We start from the raw sequence: 24,142 nt of genomic DNA, 5'->3' as shown, positions 1-24,142 counted from the left end.
TGATTTTCAGCTGTTCTCCGCTGCGGTATCTGTTTTTTCCTGCTCCTGCTTTTGTGAAGCCAGCAGTTCCAGCAGCGCATACTGTTTTACCGTCCGCTGTTCTGCTTTTTCTGCCAGAATGGCAGCTCTCGCAGGGTCACTGCTGTTCAGCCGGTTAAACCGCTGCTCCTGATTCATCACTTCTGCCAGTGATTGTGACGGCGGACGGGAATCCAGTACCAGCGGTGCTTTGCCGGTTCCTTCCCTGCGCGGGTCAAACCGGTACAGCGGCCAGAATCCGCTGGCGGTCAGGGCTTTCATCTGATCATAGCTGAATGCAAGGTCATAACCATGCTCCTCACACGGGCTGTAGGCAATAATCAGGGACGGACCGGGATAGGATTCTGCCTCCTGAATCGCTTTTACCGTCTGATTCATCTGTGCACCAATCGCAATTTGTGCCACATACACGTTGCCGTACATCATCATGGATACGCCCAGATCCTTGCGGGATTTGCCTTTACCCTCCTCACCGAATTTGGTGACCGCCCCCATCGGCGTGGCTTTTGACTGCTGGCCGCCGGTGTTGGAGTAGCATTGGGTATCGAGTACCAGTACATTCACATTCTCACCGCTGCTCAGTACATGATCCAGCCCGCCGAAGCCGATATCATAAGCCCAGCCGTCACCGCCAATCAGCCAGACGGATTTCGGCAGCAGATAATGTGCGTCCTCTGACAACTCACGTGCACGCGGGTCAGGATTATCCGCCAGTAACGCCCGCAATTCAGTGATGGCCGCACGTTTCTCATCCGCGGACAGCGCCTCATCCGCCAGCCGCTGCTGTAATTCATCCGGCAGCTGAGTGGCAAACGTCATCAGCAGCCGCCGTACCCGTTTTTTATGCTGATCTGCCATCAGGCGGAATCCCAGACCGAATTCAGCATTATCCTCGAACAGCGAGTTCGCCCAGGCCGGGCCGCGTCCCTCTTTGGTGGTGGTGTACGGCGTGGTCGGCAGGTTACCGCCGTATATAGAAGAACACCCGGTGGCATTGGCGATCAGTAACTGCTCACCGTACAGCTGGGTCAGCAGTTTGATATACGGTGTTTCCCCGCAGCCCGCACAGGCGCCGGAGAATTCAAACAGTGGTGTGATAAGTTGTGATGTCCGGATATCAATGCGCTCAAGCTGCGATGCCGGGAGGTCCGGCAGTTGCAGGAAGAAATCAAAGTTGGCTTTTTCCTCTGCCAGATGTGCCAGCCGCGGCTGCATATTTATCGCGCGGACAGCCGGGTCTTCCCGGTCTTTCGCCGGACAGACCTCATAACAGAGATTACAGCCGGTACAATCCTCCGGGGCGACCTGAAGGACATAATCCATCCCTTTCATATCGCGGGCTTTGACCGGCAGGCGCTGCAATGTGTCCGGCGCGCCGCTGAAATCGGCGGGATCAGCCACTTTGGCACGGATAGCCGCGTGAGGACAGGCCGCGACACAGTAGTTGCACTGGGTACAGAGGGACGGTTTCCAGACGGGGATCATCTCCGCGATATTGCGTTTTTCCCAGCGGGTGGTGCCGGAAGGCCAGGTACCGTCCGGCGGGAATGCCGATACCGGCAGAGCATCGCCGCGTCCGGCCAGCATCATGGCAGTGACAGTTTTGACAAAGTCCGGCGCGTTATCCGGCACGACCGGCGGACGCGGCAGGCTTTGCGGATCGACTGCCTGCAACGGCACGCGATGCAGGGCTTCCGGGGTACGGGCTATCGCCATCAGGTTATCCTGAACGACACTTTCCCCTTTTTTACTGTAGCTGCGGATAATCGCCTGCTGTAAATAAGACTGAATTTCAGCCGCCGGCAGCAGTGCCGTCAGATGGAAAAAGGCCATCTGCATCACCGTGTTAATCCGCGCACCGAGGCGGCATGCACGGGCAATACGGTACGCGTTGATGACATACAACTGAGCCTGTTTCTCTGCCAGAATCGCCTGAACATCCTGCGGAATATGGTGCCAGACCTCATCCGCCGGATACGGACTGTTCAGCAGGAAAATCCCGCCCGGCGCCAGTTTTTCCGCCATTTCATATTTATCGAGGAACTGCCACTGATGACAGGCAATAAAATCCGCCTGCCTGATCAGATACGTGGCGCGGATCGGCTGTTCACTGATGCGCAGATGAGAAACGGTCAGGCCGCCCGCTTTTTTCGAGTCATAAACAAAAAAGCCCTGAGCATAGTTATCCGTATGACTTCCGAGGATCTGAATAGCATTTTTGGCCGCCGAAACGGTACCGTCGCTGCCCAGCCCGTAAAACAGTGCAGTGAGACGATGTGTGACCGGCAGTTCCGCCGGAACCGGTGTCAGGGAAAGCCCGGTAACATCGTCAATAATCCCGGCAGTAAAGCGCCGTTTCGGCGATGTTAGTGTCAGTTCACGGAAAATAGCCATCACGCAATCCGGATCGAATTCTTTGGATGACAGCCCGTAGCGTCCGCCGATAATGCGCGGCAGTTGTGCCCGCTCACCGTTCTGATACGCTTCGGCAAAGGCAGTCATCACGTCCAGATACAGCGGCTCCGCCTGCGCACCCGCTTCTTTGGTGCGGTCAAGCACAGCAATGTGCTGCACGCTTTCCGGAATAGCATCAAGGAAATGCTGTGCGGAGAACGGCCGGTAGAGATGCACTTCCAGCACGCCGACTTTTTCGCCCTGCGCCATCAGTTTGTCCGCCACTTCCTCTGCCGGGCCAGCGGCCGATCCCATCAGGATAATCAAGCGCTCTGCCTGCGGATGTCCGTAATACGTAAACGGCTGATAATAACGGCCAGTAACATCACCAAACGCCGCCATGGCATCAGTGACATGCTGATAAACCGCGTCATACCACGGATTCGTGGCTTCGCGGGACTGGAAATAGGTGTCCGGATTTGCGGATGTACCGCGTATCACCGGATGTTCCGGCGACAGTGCTCTGTCACGGTGAGCGCGGATCGCCTCCGCAGGGATCAGTTTACTCAGTTCGGCACGGCTGACCGAGATGATCTTGTTCATCTCATGGGAAGTACGGAAACCATCAAAGAAATGAATAAACGGCACGCGGCTGTTCAGCGTGGCTATCTGTGAAATCACAGCAAAGTCCTGAGCCTGCTGGACGCTGTTGGCGCACAGCAGTGCACAGCCGGTCTGACGCACCGCCATCACATCCGAGTGATCACCGAAAATAGAGAGCGCGTGGGTCGCGACTGTCCGCGCCGCCACATGCAGGACAAACGGGATCAGCTGTCCGGCGATTTTATACAGCGACGGGATCATCAGCAGCAATCCCTGGGACGATGTGAACGTGGTGGACAGTGCACCGGTCTGAAGTGCACCGTGGACAGTGGCGATGGCCCCGCCCTCCGACTGCATTTCCATCATGCGCGGCACGTCGCCCCACAAATTCGGTTCCCCGGTTGCGGACCAGTGATCGGCATATTCAGCCATGCCGGAGCTCGGGGTAATAGGATAGATGGCGATCACTTCATTCAGCTGATACGCCATCCGGGCCACCGCCTGATTCGCATCAGTGGTGATCATGCTATGTATTTTTTTGCTCACAATAAGACCCTGCATTTTTTATTATTTTTTACAACATAGCAGAATAAAAAATGCCGGATTATCGTGATTGTGGTTTGTTATACGTGTGTAAGGCGCGTTTACTGTGTCACTGTCAGCACATAGTCTTCCGCCTCACAGCGGTATATTTCACTGACCTGCGGGCATCCCCGCAGTGCCGGAAGGCGATCATCACTGACACTGAGCCGTATCCCCAGACCACAGGCTTTACCGAGTGACGGCGGGATATCCGTCACCGTAAAAGGCTGCCCGGCTGCCGTGAGATGTTTGCGCATCGCCACCACACCGAGCATATTTTCAAATAAAATCAGATAGTCATTCATAAACGGAGATCCCTGCCGGTACCGCTGCCTGTTTCTGTAACTGACGGATACCGTAAATGGCCGCGCCGATAGCACCGGCAAACTGTCCGTCCGGATGCGTGATCACCTCAGTTCCCAGATGCTGCGACAGCCGCTCACAGAATACCTGACTGCGGCTGACTCCGCCGCTGAACAGTACTGACGGTACAGTGCTCAGCCGCTTGGCAAAACCGGCAGTACGTTGTGCCATGGAATTAACAATTCCCGACAGAATTGACTCAGGCTCCACCCCGGCGGAACGCAGGCTGATCACTTCAGATTCAGCAAAAACGGTACACATGCTGGAGATAGCATGCGGCTCAATCCCGCGGATGGTGTTATCCACCGCAGTGATGTCGGTACCGAGTGTCCGGCTGATCACATCCAGAAAACGACCAGTTCCGGCGGCACATTTGTCATTCATCAGAAAATCCGTGAGATGTCCCTGCTCATCGAGCCGGATCACCTTACTGTCCTGGCCGCCGATATCAATCACTGTGCGGGTCTGCGGATGCAGCCAGCGCGCCCCGATACCGTGACAGGAGATTTCTGTGACCTGTTTGTCAGCAAAATCCGCCAGTTTGCGGCCATAGCCGGTGAGAGTCAGATACGGTTTGGTGTCACATTCACCGCAGAGGGTTTCCCAAGCTTCCAGAATCGCCGATTGCGGCCGGAACGGTGTCGGGATCAGAAAGCGGCGCAGGATCACGCCGCCGTCTTCATCACTGAATAAAACCCCTTTGGTGGCAGTCGAGCCGGAGTCAATACCAATACTCAGCATGACGCCTCCTTATAACATCTCAATAAAGGCGGCAATGCGGGTCGCAAGCTGACCGGTGTCAGACGTGGAATAATCTGTCTCAATAGCCATATACGGAATATCGTGTTTTTCACGGATGTGCCGGTTTATCAGCAGCGATTCCACCGCATAGGTGTGACAGGCCTGGAGGATCACATCAATCACCCCGTCCACCTGATAGTCCTGCACCATCTCACTGAGCATATTCAGGCGCTGTGTGTTCGGTGAAATACAGGAACAACCGATAGCGAGGTATTTTTCGGTCAGGGCGTCATAAACATCGGCCTGCGGATTTTCATCCACACACTGCTCGGTTGCTTTCGCACCGGTGCAGTTTTCATAACCGACAACCCAACCGCCGTTTTCTTCGATAATCCGCACCACTTTTTCCGCCGCACCGCCAATCGGACAGCCGGTGATCAAAATACGCGGACGCGGGTCAAGCCGTTTACCTGCGGCATATTCCGCCCGTACTTTGGCGGTCAGTGTTTCCAGTTCGCCAATCAGCGCGCGTTTATCAAATTTGAAGGTAGCGCCATACACCACACTCAGAATTTCACGGCCGGTCATTGCAGGTGGATTGAGCTGCCCGAGGCGGTAGAATTCCGTCAATGCACGGCGTTCGCGGTTACGCAGATCGATAGCATCGCGTATCCCCTGCTCCGTGATTTCACAACCGAACTGTTCTTCCAGCCGTTTCTGAAAACGGATAATTTCCGAACGCCAGAGTGCGACAGATTCCGCACTTTCACTGTTATTCGGTAACTGCATCACATGGACAGGTTTGAATTCCGCCATGTATTCATACATTTTCTTTTTGCCGTCGCAGGTGGTTTCACCGACCACGATGTCAGAAAAATAGAAGTAGGGGCATTTATCGGTTTTACCGAATCCGTAGCTGCTTTTGATCAGGGGACATAAGTTGCGGGGTAAGGTTTTTTCCGCTTCTTCAATGGTTTCATCACTGGTTGAACAGAGAGAGACAACCGCGGCACCGGCAGCCATGGCAATTTCCTGCGGCATAAAGGTGCAATAGGTTCCCACCAGTGGGATACCCTGCTCTTTCAGTTCCATAACAGTGAGAAAGCCCTGTTGGCGGGCATCGGAGAAATCAGAAAAGATCGACGGAAGTTCTGTGACTAATGACATAAGTAGACCTACCATTATCATTATTAAAGTGTGGCGCCAGAGTAGACCTATTAATAATAAGGATAATTGAGGTAAATCATATTCAGGGTGAATATCCCTGACGGAACTAAATTAACGTGATCTTAAATCACAACGCCCGGCAACGGAATTATCTGGCACCCTGCGTTGTCAGTCAGTAAGCTTCAGGGTAATCATAAACCTGACTGATACTTTTCCCTGAGAGCTTCCCGATAATGTTAACCGGAATAAATCATCTGACCCTCGCGGTCGCCGATTTGGATCGCAGCCTGCATTTTTATCACGGCATTCTGGAAATGACTCTGCATGCCCGCTGGAAATACGGAGCGTACCTGACCTGCGGGGAGCTGTGGATCTGTTTATCCGCAGACCCTGAAATCATTCACCGCCCCGTTCATCAGGGTTATACCCATTACGCTTTTACGCTTCCTCCTGAACGGTTCCCGGCCTTTCGCGCACTTCTGGCCTCTCATCAGATAACGCTCTGGAAACATAACCGCAGTGAGGGGGATTCCGTCTATTTTCTCGACCCAGACGGCCACCAGCTGGAAGCGCATTCCGGCGGGATAACGCAGCGGCTGAATGCCTGCCGCGAGGCTCCGTATGAAGAGATGATATTTCCGCCATCCGGGCAGATAAATGTGTAAGATGGGGAAAACCTTATCTTACGGAGATACTGCTATGTCTGATTATCCTGCCGTTCCCGGTGTGCTGTTTGTCGCCGGTTTTGGTCCGGTGACCCGCGAGCCCGCCCGCAGCAAACACTTTTTTGCAGATACTGTCGGCCTGCCGCTCACTGAATCTGAAGGCGCGCCCGATTACCTGACAGCGGATCACAGTCTGCACGGTGTGAAGCACTTCGCACTCTGGCCGCTCAGCCAGGCAGCCGTCTCCTGTTTCGGGCAGGACACCTGGCCGTCGTCACATCCGGTGCCGCAGGCCTGGGTCGAATTTGAAGTGAACGACCTGGCAGCGGCCACGGAATTTTTACAGTCACGGGGCTATCCGCTGCTGGTGGCAAACAGAACCGAGCCGTGGGGGCAGTCCGTCACCCGTCTGCTCAGCCCGGAGGGTTTACTTGTCGGGCTGACTATCACGCCATGGCTGCGGGATAACACCGGCGAATAACCGCCGGTGCCGGGGTTGCCGTTATCCGCTACTGACGCAGACTGACAGCAACCCGGTTAAACGCATTCATCAGGCCGGCAGCGATAGTCAGGTCACTCATTTCCTCATCGGAAAAATGTGCCTTCACACGCTGCCAGACAGCATCATCCGTATTTTGTGCAGATAATAACGTGACGGACTCTGTCCATTCCAGCGCCGCCCGTTCACGATCGCTGAAGCGCTCACTCACACGCCAGCCTGCCAGTGCGTCGAGTTTTTCCTGAGCCGTTCCCCGCTTACGCAGCGCTGCCGAGTGCATTTCCAGACAAAATGCACAGCCGTTAATCTGTGATGTTCTCAGATAAACCAGCTCAACCAGTTCAGATGATAATGAACTGGTTTCCAATGCATTTTTACAGGCAATCAGTCCCGCATACGCCGCCGGACTGAGTTTCGGATAAGATAAACGAAGTAATGACATAACGGACCTGCCTTTGTCAGAAGTGAAAACGTGTCTCCCGGACACCGGGAATAATACCTGGTGATATAACCAGTCATGCCGTTATGTTATGGATAAATTTACAGTATCGTTATCGACATTGTGTGATGCCGGTTAAAACGGTCCCTTAAAAATAAAGAACGCACCGGCAGCAATAAACCCGAAACCGATAAGGTGATTCAGCGTGATACTCTCACCGAGGTAAGCCACTGAGAACACCATAAAAACACACAGAGTGATCACTTCCTGCATCGTTTTCAGTTCAGCCGCACTGTAATACTGATGTCCCAGCCGGTTAGCCGGTACCGCCAGACAATATTCCGCCAGGGCAATCAGCCAGCTGAAAAAAAATAACCGCAATAAGCGGTTTACCGGTAAATTTCAGGTGTCCGTACCAGGCAAACATCATAAAAATATTCGAGATAACAAGCAGAAAAATCGGGAGAAACTTCGCCAGCATGGGGTGTCCGTCAGTAAGAAAATGATATCGGCCGCTATTTTACGCCTGTATCAGATAAACGGATATATGATCCGGATAATAGTTTCAGAAACTGAATTTCTCGTCATCTGCTTATAAAATTTGAATTTTACGCGTATTCAGCCCTTTATTCTTTCCGCTGATTTCCGGAAGATTGAACTGAACTGATTGTGCGGATAACTGCATCCGTTTACACTTAATATTTGTAGAAACCATTATCGTGTTTATGCGTTTATTAACTTTCTTATTATCATCATCGTTCTGCATATCCGGCTACGCCGCCGGAGGAGCACTGAACGGTTATTACAATTGCGATATTCCATCCGCCAGTTATCAGCGAAAACAGGGCGCGATGCGTGATTTTTATTTTCCGGATAAACAGCGCAAGGCTGTCGTTTTGTTTCACGATGACCGTTTTACAGTGCTTGATACGAAACCAACCCCTTACCACTCTCCGGTGCTGACACCGATTACGCAGTTTGCCACCATGTCAAAGCAGGATTTGCAGGAGATCGGCGAAGATACGCTGGTTTATGCCGGGATCAGTAACGGGCTGGCCTATTTCACCCCGTCAAAACAGCGATTTGTCTTCGGACTGAACAAACGCGGCGGCGGCAATAACGGCTCTTTTCTGCTGGAACTGCAAAACTGCCGCCGGACAGCACACTGAGCCGCCCGTCAGTCACACACCTGCATTACCGCTTCCCGCAGCCAGCCTAATGCCGGGTCACCCTCACTGCGCTGGTGCCATAACATCTGAAAACTGAGCGGTGCGATAGTCAGCGGCGGTTCAAACACCTGTAATGACGGGCTGAGTATTTCCGGCAGTGCCCGTTGTGCCACTGTCAGGATCAGGTCAGTTCCTTCCGGCAGCTGTGAGGCTATCTGCCAGTAAGGCACAGAAACCGCAATACGCCGCCGGTAATTCAGCAACTGTAACTGCCGGTCAATCTCATTGGCTTCATACGGTTTCATACTCGCCAGAATATGCGGGTGTGAGAGCCAGTCCGCCATCGGCATCGTGCCGTTGGTGCAGTACTGTTTATCCGCAACACTGACCATGGTATCCGTAAATACGGTCTTCGTCCGCAGAGTGTAATCCGTGGCATTAAACACCCCGAACGCCAGGTCAAGACTGCCTTCCTGTAATTTTCCCTGCATCTCTTCACGGCTGCCCTGCCAGATTTGCAGATCAACCTGCGGAGCCGCATTGCGCAGATAACGGATTAATTTTGCACTGAAAATAGCCGCTCCGTAATCGGACATCGCAATATTAAAACGCCGGTTGCAGTTTTCCGGACGGAAATCCTGTTGTGCTATCAGGTCATCAAGCTGGCCCAGCGCCTGTGTCAGCGGTGCATACAGCGCTTCCGCTTTGCCGGACAGGTGATAGCGCCCCTGCCTGCGGATAAGCAGCGGATCCTGAAATAAATCCCGCAACTGATTCAGCGTATGGCTGACCGCGGGCTGACTGCGGTGCAGCGCCGTCGCCGCCCGGCTGACATGGCGTTCACGCAGCAACGCATGCAGAGTAACCAGCTGATTTAAATCCAGTTTCTTTATATTATTCATCATACGAATAGTGCTCTATAAAATTGTTCATTTCCTGTTCTTCCGGAAATCACCTATGATTGATGTTAATAAAACGTTAACCGGGGAGGTCACTATGTCAACCTTATCATTATCTGCTATTGCATTGATTGTTTGTGCTTTTTTTGCCGGTGCTATTGTACCGGTACAGGCGGTCAGTAATGCGGTATTAGCACGCCATCTGGGTCATCCGTTATGGGCCAGTCTTGTATCATTATTAATCAGTATTATTGTTTTAGCACCGTTATTATTTATTTTTAAAGTTCCTAAGCCGGTACTGAGTGCTGATTTGCTTCATCAGCCGTTCTGGATTTGGCTCGGCGGTATTGCCGGGATGCTGTACCTGACGTCTGCCCTGATCCTGGTACCGAAAATCGGCAGTATTACTTTTTTCGTTATGGTGATTGCCGGTCAGCTGGTCATTTCCGCACTGATTGAACACTTCGGTCTGTTCGGAATGCCAAAGCAGCCGGTTCAGATAGCAAAACTCGCCGGTATCGGTCTGGTGGTGGCAGGTGTCCTGGTGATGCAGTTTGCGGGTGAAAAAAAAGCCCGCGACAGTGACGGCGGGGCAGGAAATGCAACTCAAATCGAACAGACAATAAAAAGATAGGTTTGGTATCCCGGAATATTACTGCACAGCGTCAGCTTCCTTCTCCGCTTCCGGGCGGCGCGAAGGTCGCTGTAATAAGAATACTCCGCTCATAATCAGCACCATCGACAGAATCTCTGTCACGCCAAGCTGCTCATTGGCCGCGAGGAATCCGACAATCAGAGCCACTACCGGCGGAATATAGGTTACAGAGGATGCCACCACTGCCCCCAGGTTCAGGATCAGGTAGTAATATGTCAGATAGGCCACCCCGGTGCCGAGCAATCCCAGCCCGATGATCAGTCCGAGACTGGCAGTGCTGTCCTGCGCAATCGCGGTAATCCCGGTAAACGGCGTGATACAGGCCAGGATCAGCAGCGCAAGACCAATCTGATAAGTCGTCAGTGCCAGCGGGGCTATCTGTTTGTCGGCCAGGAATTTTTTGGCATACACAAATGAAATCCCCACACTCAGTGACCCCATGATCATATAACCCACCCCGGCGAGGCTGATACTCTCTCCGCTGACCTGCCAGGGTTTGGCGATCAGAATCACACCGGCAAAACCGAGCATCAGCCCGCACAGACGTACCAGCGTGATTTTTTCCTGCCGCAGAAAAATTGCCGCAACAATAAACGAGAACAACGGAATCGCGCCGCTGAGCACACCGGACACGCCGGAGAGCAGCAGTGAAGTCCCGGAGGCAAATGCCCAGTAATAAATCACCGTTGCCAGCAGTGCCATGACCAGAAAATGCCCGGTATATTTCAGGTGTTCGCGGCGCACGGCTTTCTGCATCCACGCCATCACCGCGATCGGCACAAAACCGCATAACACCCGTAAAAAGACAATCTGCACCGGTGAGATCCACTCACTCGCCTGGCGCATAAAAATAAAGTTGGTGCCCCAGATAATCCCGAGGAACGCAAACGCTGCTGCCGTTTTACTGTTCATACTATTGATACCCCTTTTTTCTGATGGGGCTATTGTTCTGAATCCGGGGCTGTGCTACAACCGATTTAAATTACCTTATGAAAGAGAAAAACTATTTCATGGATCGTTATCCGCCGATAAAAGCCCTTCTGGCCTTTGAAGCCAGTGTCCGGCTGGGGAGCTTTATCAAAGCCGCAGAGTCTCTGCATGTCACGCCGGGAGCGGTCAGTCAGCAGATAAAAAAGCTGGAGGAGGAATTGGGGGTGATGCTGTTTTTGCGGGAGATCCGCAAACTGACGGTGACAGAGACAGGACAGAAATACTATCGCTTAATTCAGCCTGCGCTGGCACAAATCCGGGCTGCCGGTGAGGCGATCCGCTATGCGGCACACCATACGCTGACCCTTTCCATGCCGCCCGGGCTGGCATCCAAGTGGTTTTCCCCCAGGATGAGTGACTTTGTCCGCACCTTTCCGGGGCTGGATCTCCACCTGAATGCCACGGCGGCACTGATCTCGCTGGAAAAAGATAATGTGGATCTGGCCGTCCGCTATACGGATTTGTCCCGTGCGCAACCGTCCCGGGTACTGTTATCCGATGCTCCCTGCCGTCTGTTCTGTCACCCCGCTTATGCTGAGCAGCAGTCACTTCACCACCCGGCAGATCTGAAAAACGCCGTGCTGCTGCATACCACGCTCTATCCATACTGGGATGCCTGGCTGGAACAGTATGCGGGGATAGCGCCCGGCAGCACACTGCCCGCCGCCGGGTTGCATTTTGATCAGTTTTTACTGGCGATTGATGCGGCGGTACATCAGCAGGGTATTCTGATTGCCAATGATTTTCTGCTGGAACACGAACTGACACAACAGACGCTTATTCCGCTGTTCCCGGCACTGACACTGCATTCGGGGAAAGGATTTTATCTGCTGCATAACCGCCACAGCACCGATCAGGCGATGATCAGCGCCGTCAGTGACTGGTTTTGTCATGCATTTGCTCACACTGCGGAGAATAAATAATGAGATACCTCACCGGATAACACCGCGCCGCAGTTGTTACACCGGACGCCCGGGTTTACCGGAACCGAACGGATGATCTTTTACTGTCAGCCACTCGCGCCACTGCTGCTGCCAGAGAAGCGGTAACTCACGCCGCCAGATCATACCCATTTTCCAGGAGGCTTGTGCAAAGCCGGTCAGCGGGTAAAACGTGACATCCGGATGCCCCGGATCACCGGCTCCGCCGGGCAGCAGTGCAATACCGGCACCGGCCGCGACCAGGGCAATCAGAGTCCGGATATCGTTGCTGTAGTGCACGGCCTGCGGGGTAACATGATTAGCATCCAGAAATGCCGTTATCTGGTGATACAGCCCGGCCCCCCGGTTTTCATGCAATGTCAGCAGCGGATTACGGGTGAGCAGTGACAATTCCTGACCGGACTGCACCACCGTTCCGGCAGGTACCGCAAGTGATAATGTTTCCTGCTTAAAGGTAACGGCTTCCAGCCGGTGAACTGTATTCTTCGGCAGAGGCAGACGCATAAAGGCGATATCCAGTTCACCGGAAAGTAATTTTTCAGTCATTATCTGAGAGGGGAAGTCATCCAGAGACACCTGCACATCCGGCAGTATTTTCTGCAGCCGGCTGACAAATTCAGCCGCTTCTTTAAATGCCGAAATACCAAACCCGGTATTCAGCCGCGCCGGTAACTGACGGCTCAGCCGGGCCGCATAATGCATAAACTCCCGGCTCTGTAGCACCAGTGCCGTGGCCGCGGGCAATAATTCAGCGCCCTCCGCCGTCAGTTGAGCACCTTGTCGTCCGCGCACAAACAGTATCAGCCCGAGTCTGTTCTCCAGCAGTTTTATCTGTTTGGTCAGTGCGGGCTGGGTAATACAAAGGGCAGATGCCGCCTCATGATAATGTCCGCAACCGGCCAGAGTCACAAATGCCCGCAGTAAACGCAGATCCATGCTGATTATCCTGTCTGAGATGCCGGTCATGAGCATAACCTGACCGGCATCACCGGGCAATCATCCTTTCGGCCGGAGTTCCGGCGGTACGACCGCCACAGCGTCTTCCGAAAACCGGACTGTCCGCGCATCCCGTTCATAACCCTGACGCTGTGTCAGGATCTGATACAGCTCCGGACGGCGGCCGGTTATCCAGCGCCGCCCGGTGGATAACGGCAGCAGAGTCAGGTCGAGATCAGCCACCACCATATCATCCTCAACAGCCTGACTTTCCGCCACAATCCGTCCGTAAGGATCAATCACCATGGCATTACCGGTGCGGACTTCATCATCATCCTGTCCCACGCCGTTACTGAACAGATAAAATACCCCGTTATCATGCGCCCTTGCCGGCAGCCAGCGCATCAGCCAGCCGCGCCCGTGCTCTCCCTGAAAAGCCGTACGTAACGCTTCCGGATGTTTATCCCGTTCTTCCCACAATGTCAGCGGAACCGGTTTCATTCCGTACGGGCTGCGTGAACAGGTGCCGCCGGTCTGGTGCGGAGCCAGAATAATATCAGCCCCCATCAGTGCGCAGGCACGCGGGTTTTCTGTCAGATTATTGTCCCAGCAGATAAGAATGGCGGCTTTGACACCCCACGGTGTATCAAATACGGTGTATTGATTACCGCTGCGGATAACCGGATGTTCAAAGGCATGCAGTTTGCGGTGCGCATGATAAGTGCTATCCGGCATACAGGCCACATAGGTGTTATAGCAATAGCCGTCACCACCGTCTTCAATCAGCCCCGCCCCGATAATCATACCGGTTTCCCGGGCGCGGGTGCAGAGATACCGCAGTGACGGACTGTCCGCCAGCGGCTCGCTGAGTGCACGGACATCCTCATCCGGCAGTTTTGTCACATGCCAGTAGCCGGTGATGCACATTTCCGGCAGCACCAGAATCTGTACCTGCTCCGTGCGGGCGCGCTCAATAAACTGATCGATACAGGCAAGGTTGTATTCTTTGTCGCCGGGGCGGTGCTGAAACTGCACAGTGGCGACCCGCAGTGCGGAAGGCGTGTTAACAGGCATCATCATGTCCTCATCAGATTGAACTCTCTGCCGCTATCACACCACAGCACAGAGAGTCCGTATAATGAGTTATCTGATTCGTCCGATAACCAACAGGAATGGAAAGTGAGGATTTATTCAGCTGCCGGGCGTTTCTGCTCCGCGATCCGCTCCATCATCTCCGCCTGACGTTCTGCCAGACCACGGATTTGTTCCTCATAGCATGCGGTAAAGTCCGCAGGCAGCCGGGTAATTTCACCTTCCGCCACCTCAACCGGGGTGCCTGATTTATCCAGACCCCAGATAATATTGCCGTCACCGGCCACTTTCATCAGCGGCAGCACACCGGTGACTTCGTAATCCGCCAGCCGCTCACAGGCCGCCGTGACGGATGCCCACTCCGGCAGATCGGGGGTATCAAATCCGAGCAATACCACACCGCGCCAGAACGTCCATGCAGGTCCCACAGAATAGAGTTCCGCTTCCGGCCAGAATTCCTCCCGTGCCATCAAGCACAGACCGTTGGTGCGCTGACAGAATGCAGAGTAATACTCCGGTACCGGCACACCGGTCAGTGTCTCTGCTGCTGCGATAGCCTGCGGTTCCGGTGCCGGGGCGGCAACCACCTGAAAATAGTCGCTGTTGAGATCTTCCAGAATTTCCCATATACGCTGATGAAACTGTTCTGCTGTCATTGTCCTTCTCCCTGCTGATGGCGGATAACGCAGGCATACACACGCTGGTGTCCGCTGTCATCCTGTTCAATATACGCCCCCTGCAATTCCGGCACGAAGCCCGGAAAGCGATCGGCGGTCTCTTCCAGCGCGAGGAAATAGCGCTGAACCGGGGCTTCCCAGACTTCACCCGGTACCACACACAATACGCCCGGCGGATACGGCAGTGCCCCTTCCGCCGCGATACGTCCGGCAATCTCCGACACCGCGACCCGTTCCGTATTGCCGCGGACAAATTCGGTATGTGCCGCTTTCGGTGACATCCGCACCGCTGGGAAACAGCGGCGGCGGAACATCTCTTTCTGGCGCTGTTTGACGTTGTGTTTCACAAACAGGTCATGCATTTCCTGACACAGCTGCCGCAGTGTATATCCCGCATAACGTGCCGGATACGTACGGCACAGTGACGGTAAAACGGTTTCCAGTGCTGCGTCGCTGTCCAGCAGTTGCTCAAACCGGGCAATCTGCCGGATCAGCCTCTGCATTTTTTCCGGGGTTTCTGCCGGCGTCAGTAAAAACAGGATCGAGTTCAGATCGCATTTTTCCGCGACAATCTGATTTTCGCGCAGGTAATACGCCAGAATCGTTGCCGGAACGCCGAAATCTTCATATTCCCCGCTGCTGACATCCACCCCCGGTGTGGTCAGCAATAATTTGCAGGGATCGACAAAATACTGATCGTCCGCATAGCCCTCAAAACCGTGCCAGCGCTCTCCCGGCACAAAGTTGAAAAAGCGCCGGTCTGAAGCGATCACCTCCGTTTCCGCTTCTGCCCACGGACGGCCGTCCACGGTATCCGGGATAAAGGGCCGGATATGCTGACAGGTTTTCAGCAGCAGTTTACGGGCGTCAATCCCGGTTCTGACACATTCAGCCCACAGACGCCTCCCGGATTCGCCCTCATGCATTTTTGCATTCACATCCAGTGCGGCAAACAGCGGATAAAACGGGCTGGTGGAGGCATGCATCATAAAAGCATTATTCATCTGCCGGAAGGAAACATAGCGATCCTGCCCTTTGATATGTTTATCTTTTTTATGGATCTGAGAAGCCTGAGAGAAACCGGCCATCTGTTTGTGAACTGACTGCGTCACCAGAATGCCGGGATCGTTTTCATTCAGTTCAAGCAGCATCGGCGAGCACATCTGCATCACCGGAATAAACTGCTCATAGCCGACCCAGGCGGAATCAAACAAAATGTAATCACACAGCGGACCAATACTGTCCACCACCTGACGGGCGTTATACACCGTACCGTCATACGTTCCCAGCTGGATCACCGCCAGCCGGAACGGACGTTTATCCCCAGCTTTCTCCGGTGCGGCTTCTGCCGCCAGTGCCCGCAGATAGTCCTCATCAAAACAGTGTGCGTCAATACCGCCGATAAACCCGGACGGGTTACGTGCCGCTTCCAGATAAACCGGCGTGGCACCGGCCTGGATCAGTGCGCCGTGGTGGTTGGATTTGTGATTATTGCGATCGAATAACACCAGATCTCCCGGTGTCAGCAGCGCATTCAGTACCACTTTGTTGGATGAGGATGTGCCGTTGAGAACAAACCAGGTTTTGTCGGCATGAAAAACGTTTGCCGCGTGCTGCTGTGCGGCCAGTGCGGCTCCCTCGTGGATCAGGAGATCACCCAGTGCGGTGTCCGCATTGCAGAGGTCAGCCCGGAACAGGGCATCACCGAAATAATCCGTAAATTGCTGTCCGGCCGGATGACGGCGGAAAAACTCACCGCCCTGGTGCCCGGGACAGGCGAAGGAGATGTTCTGCTGTTCCGTATACTGTTTTAAGCGCCCGAAAAACGGCGGCAGCAGGCTCTCTTCATAAGCCTGCACTGCGCGCAGAAGTGTGTCACAGACTGTGCGGCTGTCATCACGGCTGAGATCGATAATCCCGCTGATACCGTCAGGCAGCGCCGCAGTTTCACCGTCGCGGATCACCATAAAAACCGGCTGACCGAACCCCTGCTGCCGGATCCGTGCCGGCTGTCCGTTGCCGGCATCCTCCGGTGTCACCAGACACACAGACACCGCAGCGAAATCACATTCACTGAGAGGAACTGTTTCGAACGGGAGATCAGTCATACCGCAGAGCGGCGCGCTGACAGCACATTTTTTCTTGTTCATGACAACCCTGCAAAGTCAGTCTCCGCAGACAATCGCTGTCAGCAGAGTACAGTACGGAGACCGGCGGACAGACCGCCGGAAAAGCGGCCATCATAACATGCGGGGAGTCAGGCGCTACAACAGATTTTCCGGCATAATCCGGCGGATAAGAAAGTCGTTAAATTGCTGATATTCTTCCGGATTAATAACCTGCGGATAACTCAGGATCACCAGTTCGTGCGGCGGGAATTCCGGGCGGTAAGCCGGATGATGGTGAACGTAATCATTAACGGCAAAACCGCAGTGCTGATAAAAACGCAGACGGCGGCGGGCCACCTCATCCGTCAGCGGGTCTATTTCCAGAACAACCCGCTGTTTCTCCTGACAAAAAAGTGACAGCGCACGCTGCCCGACACCACTGCCGCGCATTTCCGGTGCAATGGCAATGTGCTCAATATAAAACAGTGTGCCAATCTGCCAGCATCCGGTAAATCCGGCAAAGCGGTCATTATCCCTTATCTGATACAGATGATATCCGGGCTGTGAAAACAGTTTATCCCGCCCTGCCCGCGTGCGTTGTTCATGCAGCGGGAAAGCGGATTCATACAGCGGACGAATATCATCAAGAACCGGGTCAGCCGGTGAGGTAACCGGAAGTAATTGCAGCATAAAAAGGTATCCAGCCTGAAAAATAAGAGTTACCTCACACTATCAGCAAAACCGGGGGACAGCAATCATCCCGGCACACCGCTGCTCCTATGGCGTAATATTCTGATTTGACCGGCTGTTTTCCGCATGCGGAAACCGGGTATCGGCCAGCTGAAAGCGGAAGTCATCGCGATCAATCATGCCGGTGATACTGTCAGCGTCATACAGCGCAAGCGCGAATTCCGCCATTTCCTCACTGGTGTGATAACGCGCAAAAGCACGATCATAATCATAAGAATCCGTATTATTCGCCACCTGACCAAATTCGGTCTGTGTGGCCGCCGGTGCCAGCACTTTTGCCCGCAATTTTGCCCCGCTGCGGATAAGCTCACGCGCCAGTCCTTCCGTATAGGCACTGACAAAAAACTTCGTCGCGCAGTAAGTCACCGCCGAGGGAACAATCGTATATCCGCCCGCCGAACTGATGTTGATCAGCTGCGCGCCTTCCGTATGCTGATAATCCTGCACATACAGGGCGGATAACACCATCAGGGCATTCACATTCAGAGCCAGCATTTTCTCCGCTTCCGCCACCGGCTGATCTGCCACCGGACCGTAATAGCCAAAACCGGCATTATTAATCCATGCAATAATATTCAGTGCGGACAACGAGTGATACAGTGCCGCCGCATTGCCGGGCACTGACAAATCACACACACGGATTTCTGCGGTGATATCCGGGTTCAGTTGCATCAGCTCCGCTTTCAGCGCCAGTAATACCGTTTCACGCCTGGCCACCAGCACCACATTGTTACCCCGGCGCACAAAAGCAGCCGCAATAGCCCGTCCTATTCCGGAACTGGCCCCGGTGATCACCACATAATTCTGACTGTTCATACAAACCTCCTTTGACATTAGTCTGCGGAGCGTAAAAGATAGAGTTCACTCGAGGTCAAGAGGTTTCTTGTATGCATTATTCCATCAGTGCGTTTTCTGCCTTAACCGGTTTCAGTATCCATACCCTGCGGTTTTATGAAAAAGAAGGTATTCTGATCCCGCAGCGCCGGGCAAATAATCACCGCAGTTACTCCGACCGCGATGCAGAGTGGGTCACCTTTATCACACGACTGAAAGAAACCGGGATGCCGCTGAAATCGATTAAACATTATGCGGATTTACGGGCTCAGGGAGAGGAAACGGCGCAGGCACGTATGGATTTACTGCTGGCGCACAGCGGGGTATTACAGCAGCAAATAGCGGTGCTGAACGATCATTTTCAGCACCTGGAGAAAAAAATAGATTACTACCGTGATTTACTCACCACGGCAGTCATCTGAGTGATATCAGTCTGCGGCACTCAGCCGGAATTTTTGTACTGAGCGTTGCAGTCCCTGTGTCTGCAACTCCAGTCCGGCGGCGGTTTCAGAAACACTGCTGACCAGCGAGGCATTCTGCTGGGTAACCGTATCCATCTGAGTAATCGCCGTACCGACCTGTAAGATACCTTTGGTCTGCTCTTCTGACGCGATGGCAATTTCTTTCATGATAGCGGTCACTTCACCGGAAGCGCGGACAATCTCCTCCATCGTTTCCCCGCCGCCGGCCACCTGTTTAATGCCCTGATCGACGCGGGAGACCGCATTGGCTATCAGCCGTTCAATCTCTTTGGCCGCATCCGCACTGTTGCTGGCCAGTGTCCGCACCTCACCGGCCACCACCATAAAGCCGCGTCCGTGAACTCCGGCCCGTGCCGCTTCAATCGACGCATTCAGCGCCAGAATATTGGTCTGGAATGCAATGCTGTTGATCACATTGGTGATCTCCGCGATTTTCCGTGAACTATCAGAAATTTCGTCCATTGTGCGGATAACAGAGGCGATCATCTCATGCCCCTGATGTGCGGTTGAGGAAGTCACTTCCGCCAGTTCGCTGGCATGATGCGCATGATCCGCATTCAGTTTCACCGTCGCGGTGATCTCTTCCATACTGGCGGCGGTTTCTTCCAGCGCGGCGGCCTGCTGCTCAGTACGGGAAGAGAGATCCGTATTACCGCGCGCAATCTCCGAGGCACTTGCGCGCAGGGTATCACTGCCTTCACGGATAGAACTGACCGCATCCCGCAGGCTGCCCTGCATTTCACTGAGTAACGGGAATAATTTACCGACACAGTTACGTCCGGCTGCATCATTTTCCACCGGCTGACTCAGATCACCGGCGGCAATACGCCGGAAATGCTGACGAACATTGTTCAGCGGGCGCTGCATCATGGTGACCAGATAACGATCCGCAAAAATCAGGATCAGCAGACCAAACAGTGCGCCGCTGATAATCACGATCCGTGTGGTCGTCATCAGGCCGTCCACCAGTATGCGGGTCTGTTCAATCTGCGCTTCCGCCACCTGCGTGAACGCCAGACTGACAGTACCGAACTCTTTGCTCAGCTGCGGCGTGACATCGTGGGACTGTTTACGGTAACCCGCCTGATCCCCCTGCTCTGCCAGCTGCATCTGAATTTTGACCCCCTCATCATAGAGCGCCTGCCAGCGGGCGATCACCCTTTCTGACATCTGCACATCCATCGGTCCCGGAGAAATACGTTTCATCTCTGCCAGATGCAGCCCCATGTTCTCCATCGCTTCCGCAGACGGTTTGAAATCCGGTACTTCACCTTCCGCTTTTTTCTGCATCTCACGGTTCAGCCGGGAGATAAAACGAAAATACTGGTCATTTCCCTGATTCAGTACTGTCAGCTGCCGGACTAACTGACGATCGGTCGTATTGCCGTCAGATACTCTCGACAGTGACCAGTCACTGTAAAAACTGACACATCCGAGTGTCAGACACAAAATACCGAGTATCGACAGCATGACGAACCGGATGGATAAGTTTCGAAGTAACTGCATACAGTTTCCTTTAAGGGGCGACAAATGGTATGACGAAGCCATACGAATACAGTTATCGGCAAAAAAACCAAAAGTTATAATTTTTTGTTATTTTTTAAAATTTTGTTGTTTTTCAGATTAATAGCTACGCGATTTTTGCCGTTTCAAGATATTTTTCTGTTTGTATGTCTCAAAATCACAAAAAAAAAGACAATTACTGATAAAAAAATACAAACCGCCGCACGAAACATACAGATATTTACACTCCTTGCGGATATAAAAGGTAAATTCATTTAATATTATGAAGTTAACTTTTGTATCGCCCGATAACTGAGCGATATCACTCCTGACCGGTAATAAGAAGAATGAACATAGACGGGCTTCGCGGAAGCATTATCCAGAGTCTGGTTTTGTGGATTGAGCAAAATCTGGAATCTGATTTATCGCTGGATATCATTGCTGCACGGGCGGGTTATTCCAAATGGCATTTACAGCGTTTATTTAAAGAGCATACCGGGGTGGTTATCGGCAAATATATCCGTGCCCGCCGCTTATCCTGTGCGGCGAAAGCATTGCGGATCACCAGCAGCAGTATTCTTGATATTTCCGTGAAATACCGTTTTGACTCACAACAGACATTCTGCCGCGCCTTTAAATCACAGTTTAATACCACGCCATCCGCCTACCGCAAAAAAACGGGCTGGGACAGCAACGGGTTTTGTTTCCCGTTACAGGCTGAGAACCGGATTGCTTTTGAGGCTGAACTGACCGAATTACCGGAAATACAATTAGCAGGCTCACACCATTATCACCGGAAAAACCTGTCAGACTGGCAGACAGAAAACCGGCAGTTCCGGCGGGAATTCTGGACGCTGTTTTTTAAGGAAGTGGATATTATCCCGGCAGATTTATATGCTGTACATGCCCCGTATGAATCCACCGCAGACGATATCAGTTATGCCTATACGACCGCAGTTATTCCGTCAGTATTATCACCTGAAGGGCTCCGCAGGGCTTCACTGATCCCGGTGACCTTACCGGGCGGGTCTTATCTGCGAATCACCATTGACCCGGCCACACTGAAAGAGCTGCCCGCTGATTACCACAACATCATTCATGCCGCCTATTCCGGCACACTGGCCGAAATGAACCTGCTCCGCAGACGCGGCCCGGATATTGAGCACTATAAACTGCTGTCCGCAGACCGCCATGACGATTTTATTGCCAATGGCATGCAGTATGTGGAAGAGATTAATTACTACATCCCGGTCATGTTATAACAATGCATTATGTACGGCTTCCCCGAATACGGAAGCCGGCTGCGGCCCGGAAATACGGGCAAATTCCTGACCATCCTTAAAGATCAGAACAACCGGTAATCCCCATACCGCGTATTTGGCTGCCAGTACCGGAGCCTGCATTACATTGATTTTTCCGGCCCGGACTGCAGCGGGAAAATGTGTTGCAGCCTCATCAAACTGATTCTCACTCCGGCGGCACGGTTCACACCACGGTGCATGAAAACGGATCACCGCAACACCGCTGCCGTGTTCAATACCGGCAAAATTGCTTTCTGTATAGTCCGGTATCATGCATTTTTCCCCTGTCAGAATGAAAATGATGGCTCTCATCAGAGCCTGTTTTTATAACGTAGCCACCGAAAAAACTAAAGTCTTCCGGATAACAGCCGATAATAACCTCTATCTCCATTACATCACACCAGACAACGCCATGATTAACATCATATTTTTATGTATGGCAATATATTCTGTCTTTTTTATCGGATAAATTATTATTCAGCCTAAATTTACTCACAATATGTGTTATTTTGCATTTACACTTTAAACTTGTGAACAGGCATATTGTGGCAATAATTTGTAATATTTCAGTCTCTTCGCATTTAAATCATTATAACACAATGAAGTATAATGATTTTTTTAATTTTACATTATGAAATACATGTTTTTATTGTGTTTATTTTATGTTTACAAACGCACGAAAACCTATAGTTTTAACCATTACAACTCATTTTTTATGTAAACACTTCATTTTTGTTAAAACACCAACCATTAAAATGGAATTTAAATCTATATATTTACAATATACTGGTTTATTAGTTTTAAATAATCATCGTTTGCGTTATTTTTTTACAATGAGACATTTTTGATTAAATATTGAATTGATTTTTTAATCATTAAGTATCAACATGTTACATATAATTTAATGATAAATAGATAGTATTGCAGAATACAACGTGGTAACTTATACTTATTAAACAAGTAAAAGTAACAACTGAATTCAATCTCTTTAATTATCAATGAATTAAAAGCAACCTCAAAAATAAAGATATATGTTTTTAAATATTATAAAAATTGTTAATATTTTAAAAAGATTACAACGATCAAAAAATCGTTATTGATAGTCTTTGCCTTTCAATAACAGATCTTTGATCGTTATAACTAACTTTACTTAAAATCTGTAAGCGCTAATACTTAATCGCGAAATGCAACCACACCTTTCTGCCATATTTTATAACGACAGAATCTGTGTCTGTATTATCTGATTAGTTATTCAGAATACCTTGCATATTATTCCCATAAGAAACCCGGTAATTTTTGAGTACGACTCATGATGAATATAAATAAAATTGTTGGAGAACAAATCAGAGCACGCAGAAAAGAACAGGGATTATCCGGTTCAGAATTAGGTGATAAATTAAAATTAAGTCAGCAACAGGTTTCGCGCTATGAGCGCGGGGAATGCAACATTCCGCTTGATATGCTGTTTACTATTTCACTGGTTCTGGAAGTTCCTTTTGTAAAGCTATTCGGTGATCTGGATAAAAACCGGGATTACATATATTAATTTTTATTATTTTTTCGTTTTTTCTTTTTTTCATTTCTGATACACACAACACTTAAATTGTGTCTGAAGGTTACATTCTTCAGATGTAGTGGTTTACTATTCTTTTAAGATAGTAAAATTTGAAGATGGCGTTTATTTTTTAGGAATTCAGTATTATGAAATTAAATATCATTGGTGCATCTGTTGTATCCGCTTTATTATTCTCCGCTGCTGCTTCTGCTGCAGATCCGGTTATTGTAAACGGCGGTAATGTTCATTTTACCGGGGAACTGGTTAACGCAGCATGTGCAGTCAGCACCGAAAGCAGCAATCAGACTGTGGAATTAGGTCAGTACCGTACGGCTAAATTAGCCGCTTCAGGCGACATGACTACTCCGGTTCCGTTCAAAATCAAACTGGTTGACTGTGACCCGGCTGTATCTGCAACTGCAGCTGTTGCCTTCGCCGGTCAGAGCATGGATGGTGATGCAACCTTATTAGCAGTAAGTTCAGGTACAAACGCACCGGCTGCACAGAATGTCGGTATTCAGATTTCTGACAGCACCTCTGCGATTTTATCACCAAACGGCAGCAAATTCTCAGCAGCTAAAACACTGAATGAAGGTACTAACGTATTAGATTTCTCTGCCCGTTATGTTGCCAAAGGTGCAACCACTCCGGGTCAGGCAAATGCTGATGCCACTTTCGTTGTTAAATACGAATAATCAATTACTGAACGTAATTAATTAAATAAATAAAAACTTTCTCTGTACAGAATTATTTTCTCT

Annotated in this window: 24 protein-coding genes and 1 pseudogene; 9 read left to right on the top strand and 16 right to left on the bottom strand. The window is 51.5% G+C overall.

Features of this window, described 5'->3' with window-relative positions:
* Positions 1-6: 6 nt before the first annotated feature.
* The 4 genes from nifJ to JC793_RS06470 form a co-directional block, all read right to left on the bottom strand.
* The gene (nifJ, locus tag JC793_RS06485; RefSeq protein WP_218428355.1) at positions 7-3,561 is read right to left on the bottom strand and encodes a pyruvate:ferredoxin (flavodoxin) oxidoreductase; all 3,555 of its coding nucleotides are present in this window, start codon (positions 3,559-3,561) and stop codon (positions 7-9) included.
* 119 nt (positions 3,562-3,680) lie between these two features.
* Entirely contained in the window at positions 3,681-3,923 is a 243-nt protein-coding gene (locus tag JC793_RS06480; RefSeq protein WP_218427864.1) for a putative Se/S carrier-like protein, read from the bottom strand.
* Positions 3,916-4,722 (bottom strand): acyl-CoA dehydratase activase, encoded by an 807-nt coding sequence (locus JC793_RS06475; protein WP_218427862.1) that lies wholly within the window; start codon positions 4,720-4,722, stop codon positions 3,916-3,918. The genes JC793_RS06480 and JC793_RS06475 overlap by 8 nt, the downstream gene beginning before the upstream one ends.
* A 9-nt stretch (positions 4,723-4,731) precedes the next feature.
* Positions 4,732-5,889, bottom strand: coding sequence for a double-cubane-cluster-containing anaerobic reductase (locus tag JC793_RS06470; RefSeq protein WP_218427860.1), 1,158 nt, complete (start codon positions 5,887-5,889; stop codon positions 4,732-4,734).
* A gap of 233 nt (positions 5,890-6,122) precedes the next feature.
* Between JC793_RS06470 and fosA13 the strand changes: the two genes are divergently transcribed.
* Together fosA13 and JC793_RS06460 are read left to right on the top strand one after the other, a co-directional pair.
* Entirely contained in the window at positions 6,123-6,554 is a 432-nt protein-coding gene (gene fosA13 / locus JC793_RS06465; RefSeq protein ID WP_218427858.1) for a FosA13 family fosfomycin resistance glutathione transferase, read from the top strand.
* A 34-nt stretch (positions 6,555-6,588) separates the two neighbouring features.
* Positions 6,589-7,035, top strand: a complete 447-nt coding sequence (locus JC793_RS06460) for a VOC family protein (RefSeq protein ID WP_218427856.1) — start codon at positions 6,589-6,591, stop codon at positions 7,033-7,035.
* A 28-nt stretch (positions 7,036-7,063) separates the two neighbouring features.
* Here JC793_RS06460 and JC793_RS06455 read toward each other — a convergent pair whose 3' ends face one another.
* Together JC793_RS06455 and JC793_RS06450 are read right to left on the bottom strand one after the other, a co-directional pair.
* Positions 7,064-7,495: a carboxymuconolactone decarboxylase family protein gene (locus JC793_RS06455; RefSeq protein WP_166707381.1), complete on the bottom strand. Its 432-nt coding sequence runs from the start codon at positions 7,493-7,495 to the stop codon at positions 7,064-7,066.
* Positions 7,496-7,627: 132 nt separating this feature from the next.
* Positions 7,628-7,973: pseudogene (locus JC793_RS06450) on the bottom strand (DMT family protein).
* A 244-nt stretch (positions 7,974-8,217) separates the two neighbouring features.
* Between JC793_RS06450 and JC793_RS06445 the strand changes: the two are divergent.
* Positions 8,218-8,661: a hypothetical protein gene (locus tag JC793_RS06445; protein WP_166707379.1), complete on the top strand. Its 444-nt coding sequence runs from the start codon at positions 8,218-8,220 to the stop codon at positions 8,659-8,661.
* 8 nt (positions 8,662-8,669) lie between these two features.
* Here JC793_RS06445 and JC793_RS06440 read toward each other — a convergent pair whose 3' ends face one another.
* Positions 8,670-9,566, bottom strand: coding sequence for a LysR family transcriptional regulator (locus tag JC793_RS06440; protein WP_243846739.1), 897 nt, complete (start codon positions 9,564-9,566; stop codon positions 8,670-8,672).
* 91 nt (positions 9,567-9,657) lie between these two features.
* Here JC793_RS06440 and JC793_RS06435 point away from each other — a divergent pair, with 91 nt between their 5' ends.
* The gene (locus JC793_RS06435) at positions 9,658-10,194 is read left to right on the top strand and encodes a DMT family transporter (RefSeq protein WP_218427854.1); all 537 of its coding nucleotides are present in this window, start codon (positions 9,658-9,660) and stop codon (positions 10,192-10,194) included.
* A gap of 18 nt (positions 10,195-10,212) precedes the next feature.
* On the opposite strand, the gene JC793_RS06430 is transcribed toward JC793_RS06435, so the two are convergent.
* Positions 10,213-11,127, bottom strand: coding sequence for a DMT family transporter (locus JC793_RS06430; protein WP_052927243.1), 915 nt, complete (start codon positions 11,125-11,127; stop codon positions 10,213-10,215).
* Between the two features lie 98 nt (positions 11,128-11,225).
* On the opposite strand from JC793_RS06430, the gene JC793_RS06425 reads away from it, so the two are divergent.
* Positions 11,226-12,128, top strand: a complete 903-nt coding sequence (locus tag JC793_RS06425; RefSeq protein ID WP_247717332.1) for a LysR substrate-binding domain-containing protein — start codon at positions 11,226-11,228, stop codon at positions 12,126-12,128.
* Positions 12,129-12,164: 36 nt separating this feature from the next.
* Here JC793_RS06425 and JC793_RS06420 read toward each other — a convergent pair whose 3' ends face one another.
* From JC793_RS06420 to JC793_RS06395, 6 genes are all read right to left on the bottom strand, one after another.
* Positions 12,165-13,082: a LysR family transcriptional regulator gene (locus JC793_RS06420; protein WP_218427851.1), complete on the bottom strand. Its 918-nt coding sequence runs from the start codon at positions 13,080-13,082 to the stop codon at positions 12,165-12,167.
* Between the two features lie 60 nt (positions 13,083-13,142).
* Positions 13,143-14,162: a nitrilase family protein gene (locus JC793_RS06415; protein ID WP_218427849.1), complete on the bottom strand. Its 1,020-nt coding sequence runs from the start codon at positions 14,160-14,162 to the stop codon at positions 13,143-13,145.
* 107 nt (positions 14,163-14,269) lie between these two features.
* Positions 14,270-14,830: an SMI1/KNR4 family protein gene (locus JC793_RS06410; RefSeq protein WP_218427847.1), complete on the bottom strand. Its 561-nt coding sequence runs from the start codon at positions 14,828-14,830 to the stop codon at positions 14,270-14,272.
* Positions 14,827-17,001, bottom strand: coding sequence for an ornithine decarboxylase (gene speC / locus JC793_RS06405; RefSeq protein WP_218427845.1), 2,175 nt, complete (start codon positions 16,999-17,001; stop codon positions 14,827-14,829). Before speC ends, JC793_RS06410 begins: the two co-directional genes overlap by 4 nt.
* A gap of 114 nt (positions 17,002-17,115) precedes the next feature.
* On the bottom strand, positions 17,116-17,649 hold the full coding sequence (locus tag JC793_RS06400; RefSeq protein ID WP_046892613.1) for a GNAT family N-acetyltransferase: 534 nt from the start codon (positions 17,647-17,649) through the stop codon (positions 17,116-17,118).
* Between the two features lie 87 nt (positions 17,650-17,736).
* The gene (locus JC793_RS06395) at positions 17,737-18,525 is read right to left on the bottom strand and encodes an SDR family NAD(P)-dependent oxidoreductase (RefSeq protein ID WP_054423555.1); all 789 of its coding nucleotides are present in this window, start codon (positions 18,523-18,525) and stop codon (positions 17,737-17,739) included.
* 71 nt (positions 18,526-18,596) lie between these two features.
* Here JC793_RS06395 and JC793_RS06390 point away from each other — a divergent pair, with 71 nt between their 5' ends.
* Positions 18,597-18,965, top strand: coding sequence for a MerR family transcriptional regulator (locus JC793_RS06390; protein ID WP_166707372.1), 369 nt, complete (start codon positions 18,597-18,599; stop codon positions 18,963-18,965).
* A 6-nt stretch (positions 18,966-18,971) separates the two neighbouring features.
* On the opposite strand, the gene JC793_RS06385 is transcribed toward JC793_RS06390, so the two are convergent.
* Positions 18,972-20,531, bottom strand: coding sequence for a methyl-accepting chemotaxis protein (locus JC793_RS06385; protein ID WP_218427843.1), 1,560 nt, complete (start codon positions 20,529-20,531; stop codon positions 18,972-18,974).
* A 344-nt stretch (positions 20,532-20,875) separates the two neighbouring features.
* Between JC793_RS06385 and JC793_RS06380 the strand changes: the two genes are divergently transcribed.
* Positions 20,876-21,790, top strand: a complete 915-nt coding sequence (locus tag JC793_RS06380) for an effector binding domain-containing protein (RefSeq protein WP_166707370.1) — start codon at positions 20,876-20,878, stop codon at positions 21,788-21,790.
* Here the strand turns inward: JC793_RS06380 and JC793_RS06375 are convergent.
* Positions 21,785-22,102 (bottom strand): thioredoxin family protein, encoded by a 318-nt coding sequence (locus JC793_RS06375; RefSeq protein ID WP_218427841.1) that lies wholly within the window; start codon positions 22,100-22,102, stop codon positions 21,785-21,787. The genes JC793_RS06380 and JC793_RS06375 overlap by 6 nt on opposite strands.
* A 1,036-nt stretch (positions 22,103-23,138) precedes the next feature.
* On the opposite strand from JC793_RS06375, the gene JC793_RS06370 reads away from it, so the two are divergent.
* Together JC793_RS06370 and fimA are read left to right on the top strand one after the other, a co-directional pair.
* On the top strand, positions 23,139-23,375 hold the full coding sequence (locus tag JC793_RS06370) for a helix-turn-helix domain-containing protein (RefSeq protein ID WP_166707368.1): 237 nt from the start codon (positions 23,139-23,141) through the stop codon (positions 23,373-23,375).
* Positions 23,376-23,530: 155 nt separating this feature from the next.
* Positions 23,531-24,079 carry a type 1 fimbrial major subunit FimA gene (gene fimA / locus JC793_RS06365; RefSeq protein ID WP_218427839.1) on the top strand — a complete coding sequence of 183 codons (549 nt, stop codon included), beginning with the start codon at positions 23,531-23,533 and terminating at the stop codon, positions 24,077-24,079.
* Positions 24,080-24,142 lie beyond the last annotated feature (63 nt).

Source organism: Morganella morganii (genome assembly GCF_019242955.1).
Taxonomy (GTDB): Bacteria; Pseudomonadota; Gammaproteobacteria; order Enterobacterales; family Enterobacteriaceae; genus Morganella; species Morganella sibonii.
The sequence above is the reverse complement of the archived record's forward strand: the minus strand, read 5'-3'. Positions and strand labels throughout refer to the sequence as shown.

Excerpts from the sequence above, each read along its gene's own strand:
- nifJ (WP_218428355.1), bottom strand. The coding sequence starts at position 3,561 with ATGATCACCACTGATGCGAATCAGGCGGTGGCCCGGATGGCGTATCAG.
- JC793_RS06480 (WP_218427864.1), bottom strand. The coding sequence starts at position 3,923 with ATGAATGACTATCTGATTTTATTTGAAAATATGCTCGGTGTGGTGGCG.
- JC793_RS06475 (WP_218427862.1), bottom strand. The coding sequence starts at position 4,722 with ATGCTGAGTATTGGTATTGACTCCGGCTCGACTGCCACCAAAGGGGTT.
- JC793_RS06470 (WP_218427860.1), bottom strand. The coding sequence starts at position 5,889 with ATGTCATTAGTCACAGAACTTCCGTCGATCTTTTCTGATTTCTCCGAT.
- fosA13 (WP_218427858.1), top strand. The coding sequence starts at position 6,123 with ATGTTAACCGGAATAAATCATCTGACCCTCGCGGTCGCCGATTTGGAT.
- JC793_RS06460 (WP_218427856.1), top strand. The coding sequence starts at position 6,589 with ATGTCTGATTATCCTGCCGTTCCCGGTGTGCTGTTTGTCGCCGGTTTT.
- JC793_RS06455 (WP_166707381.1), bottom strand. The coding sequence starts at position 7,495 with ATGTCATTACTTCGTTTATCTTATCCGAAACTCAGTCCGGCGGCGTAT.
- JC793_RS06445 (WP_166707379.1), top strand. The coding sequence starts at position 8,218 with ATGCGTTTATTAACTTTCTTATTATCATCATCGTTCTGCATATCCGGC.
- JC793_RS06440 (WP_243846739.1), bottom strand. The coding sequence starts at position 9,566 with ATGATGAATAATATAAAGAAACTGGATTTAAATCAGCTGGTTACTCTG.
- JC793_RS06435 (WP_218427854.1), top strand. The coding sequence starts at position 9,658 with ATGTCAACCTTATCATTATCTGCTATTGCATTGATTGTTTGTGCTTTT.
- JC793_RS06430 (WP_052927243.1), bottom strand. The coding sequence starts at position 11,127 with ATGAACAGTAAAACGGCAGCAGCGTTTGCGTTCCTCGGGATTATCTGG.
- JC793_RS06425 (WP_247717332.1), top strand. The coding sequence starts at position 11,226 with ATGGATCGTTATCCGCCGATAAAAGCCCTTCTGGCCTTTGAAGCCAGT.
- JC793_RS06420 (WP_218427851.1), bottom strand. The coding sequence starts at position 13,082 with ATGGATCTGCGTTTACTGCGGGCATTTGTGACTCTGGCCGGTTGCGGA.
- JC793_RS06415 (WP_218427849.1), bottom strand. The coding sequence starts at position 14,162 with ATGATGATGCCTGTTAACACGCCTTCCGCACTGCGGGTCGCCACTGTG.
- JC793_RS06410 (WP_218427847.1), bottom strand. The coding sequence starts at position 14,830 with ATGACAGCAGAACAGTTTCATCAGCGTATATGGGAAATTCTGGAAGAT.
- speC (WP_218427845.1), bottom strand. The coding sequence starts at position 17,001 with ATGAACAAGAAAAAATGTGCTGTCAGCGCGCCGCTCTGCGGTATGACT.
- JC793_RS06400 (WP_046892613.1), bottom strand. The coding sequence starts at position 17,649 with ATGCTGCAATTACTTCCGGTTACCTCACCGGCTGACCCGGTTCTTGAT.
- JC793_RS06395 (WP_054423555.1), bottom strand. The coding sequence starts at position 18,525 with ATGAACAGTCAGAATTATGTGGTGATCACCGGGGCCAGTTCCGGAATA.
- JC793_RS06390 (WP_166707372.1), top strand. The coding sequence starts at position 18,597 with ATGCATTATTCCATCAGTGCGTTTTCTGCCTTAACCGGTTTCAGTATC.
- JC793_RS06385 (WP_218427843.1), bottom strand. The coding sequence starts at position 20,531 with ATGCAGTTACTTCGAAACTTATCCATCCGGTTCGTCATGCTGTCGATA.
- JC793_RS06380 (WP_166707370.1), top strand. The coding sequence starts at position 20,876 with ATGAACATAGACGGGCTTCGCGGAAGCATTATCCAGAGTCTGGTTTTG.
- JC793_RS06375 (WP_218427841.1), bottom strand. The coding sequence starts at position 22,102 with ATGATACCGGACTATACAGAAAGCAATTTTGCCGGTATTGAACACGGC.
- JC793_RS06370 (WP_166707368.1), top strand. The coding sequence starts at position 23,139 with ATGATGAATATAAATAAAATTGTTGGAGAACAAATCAGAGCACGCAGA.
- fimA (WP_218427839.1), top strand. The coding sequence starts at position 23,531 with ATGAAATTAAATATCATTGGTGCATCTGTTGTATCCGCTTTATTATTC.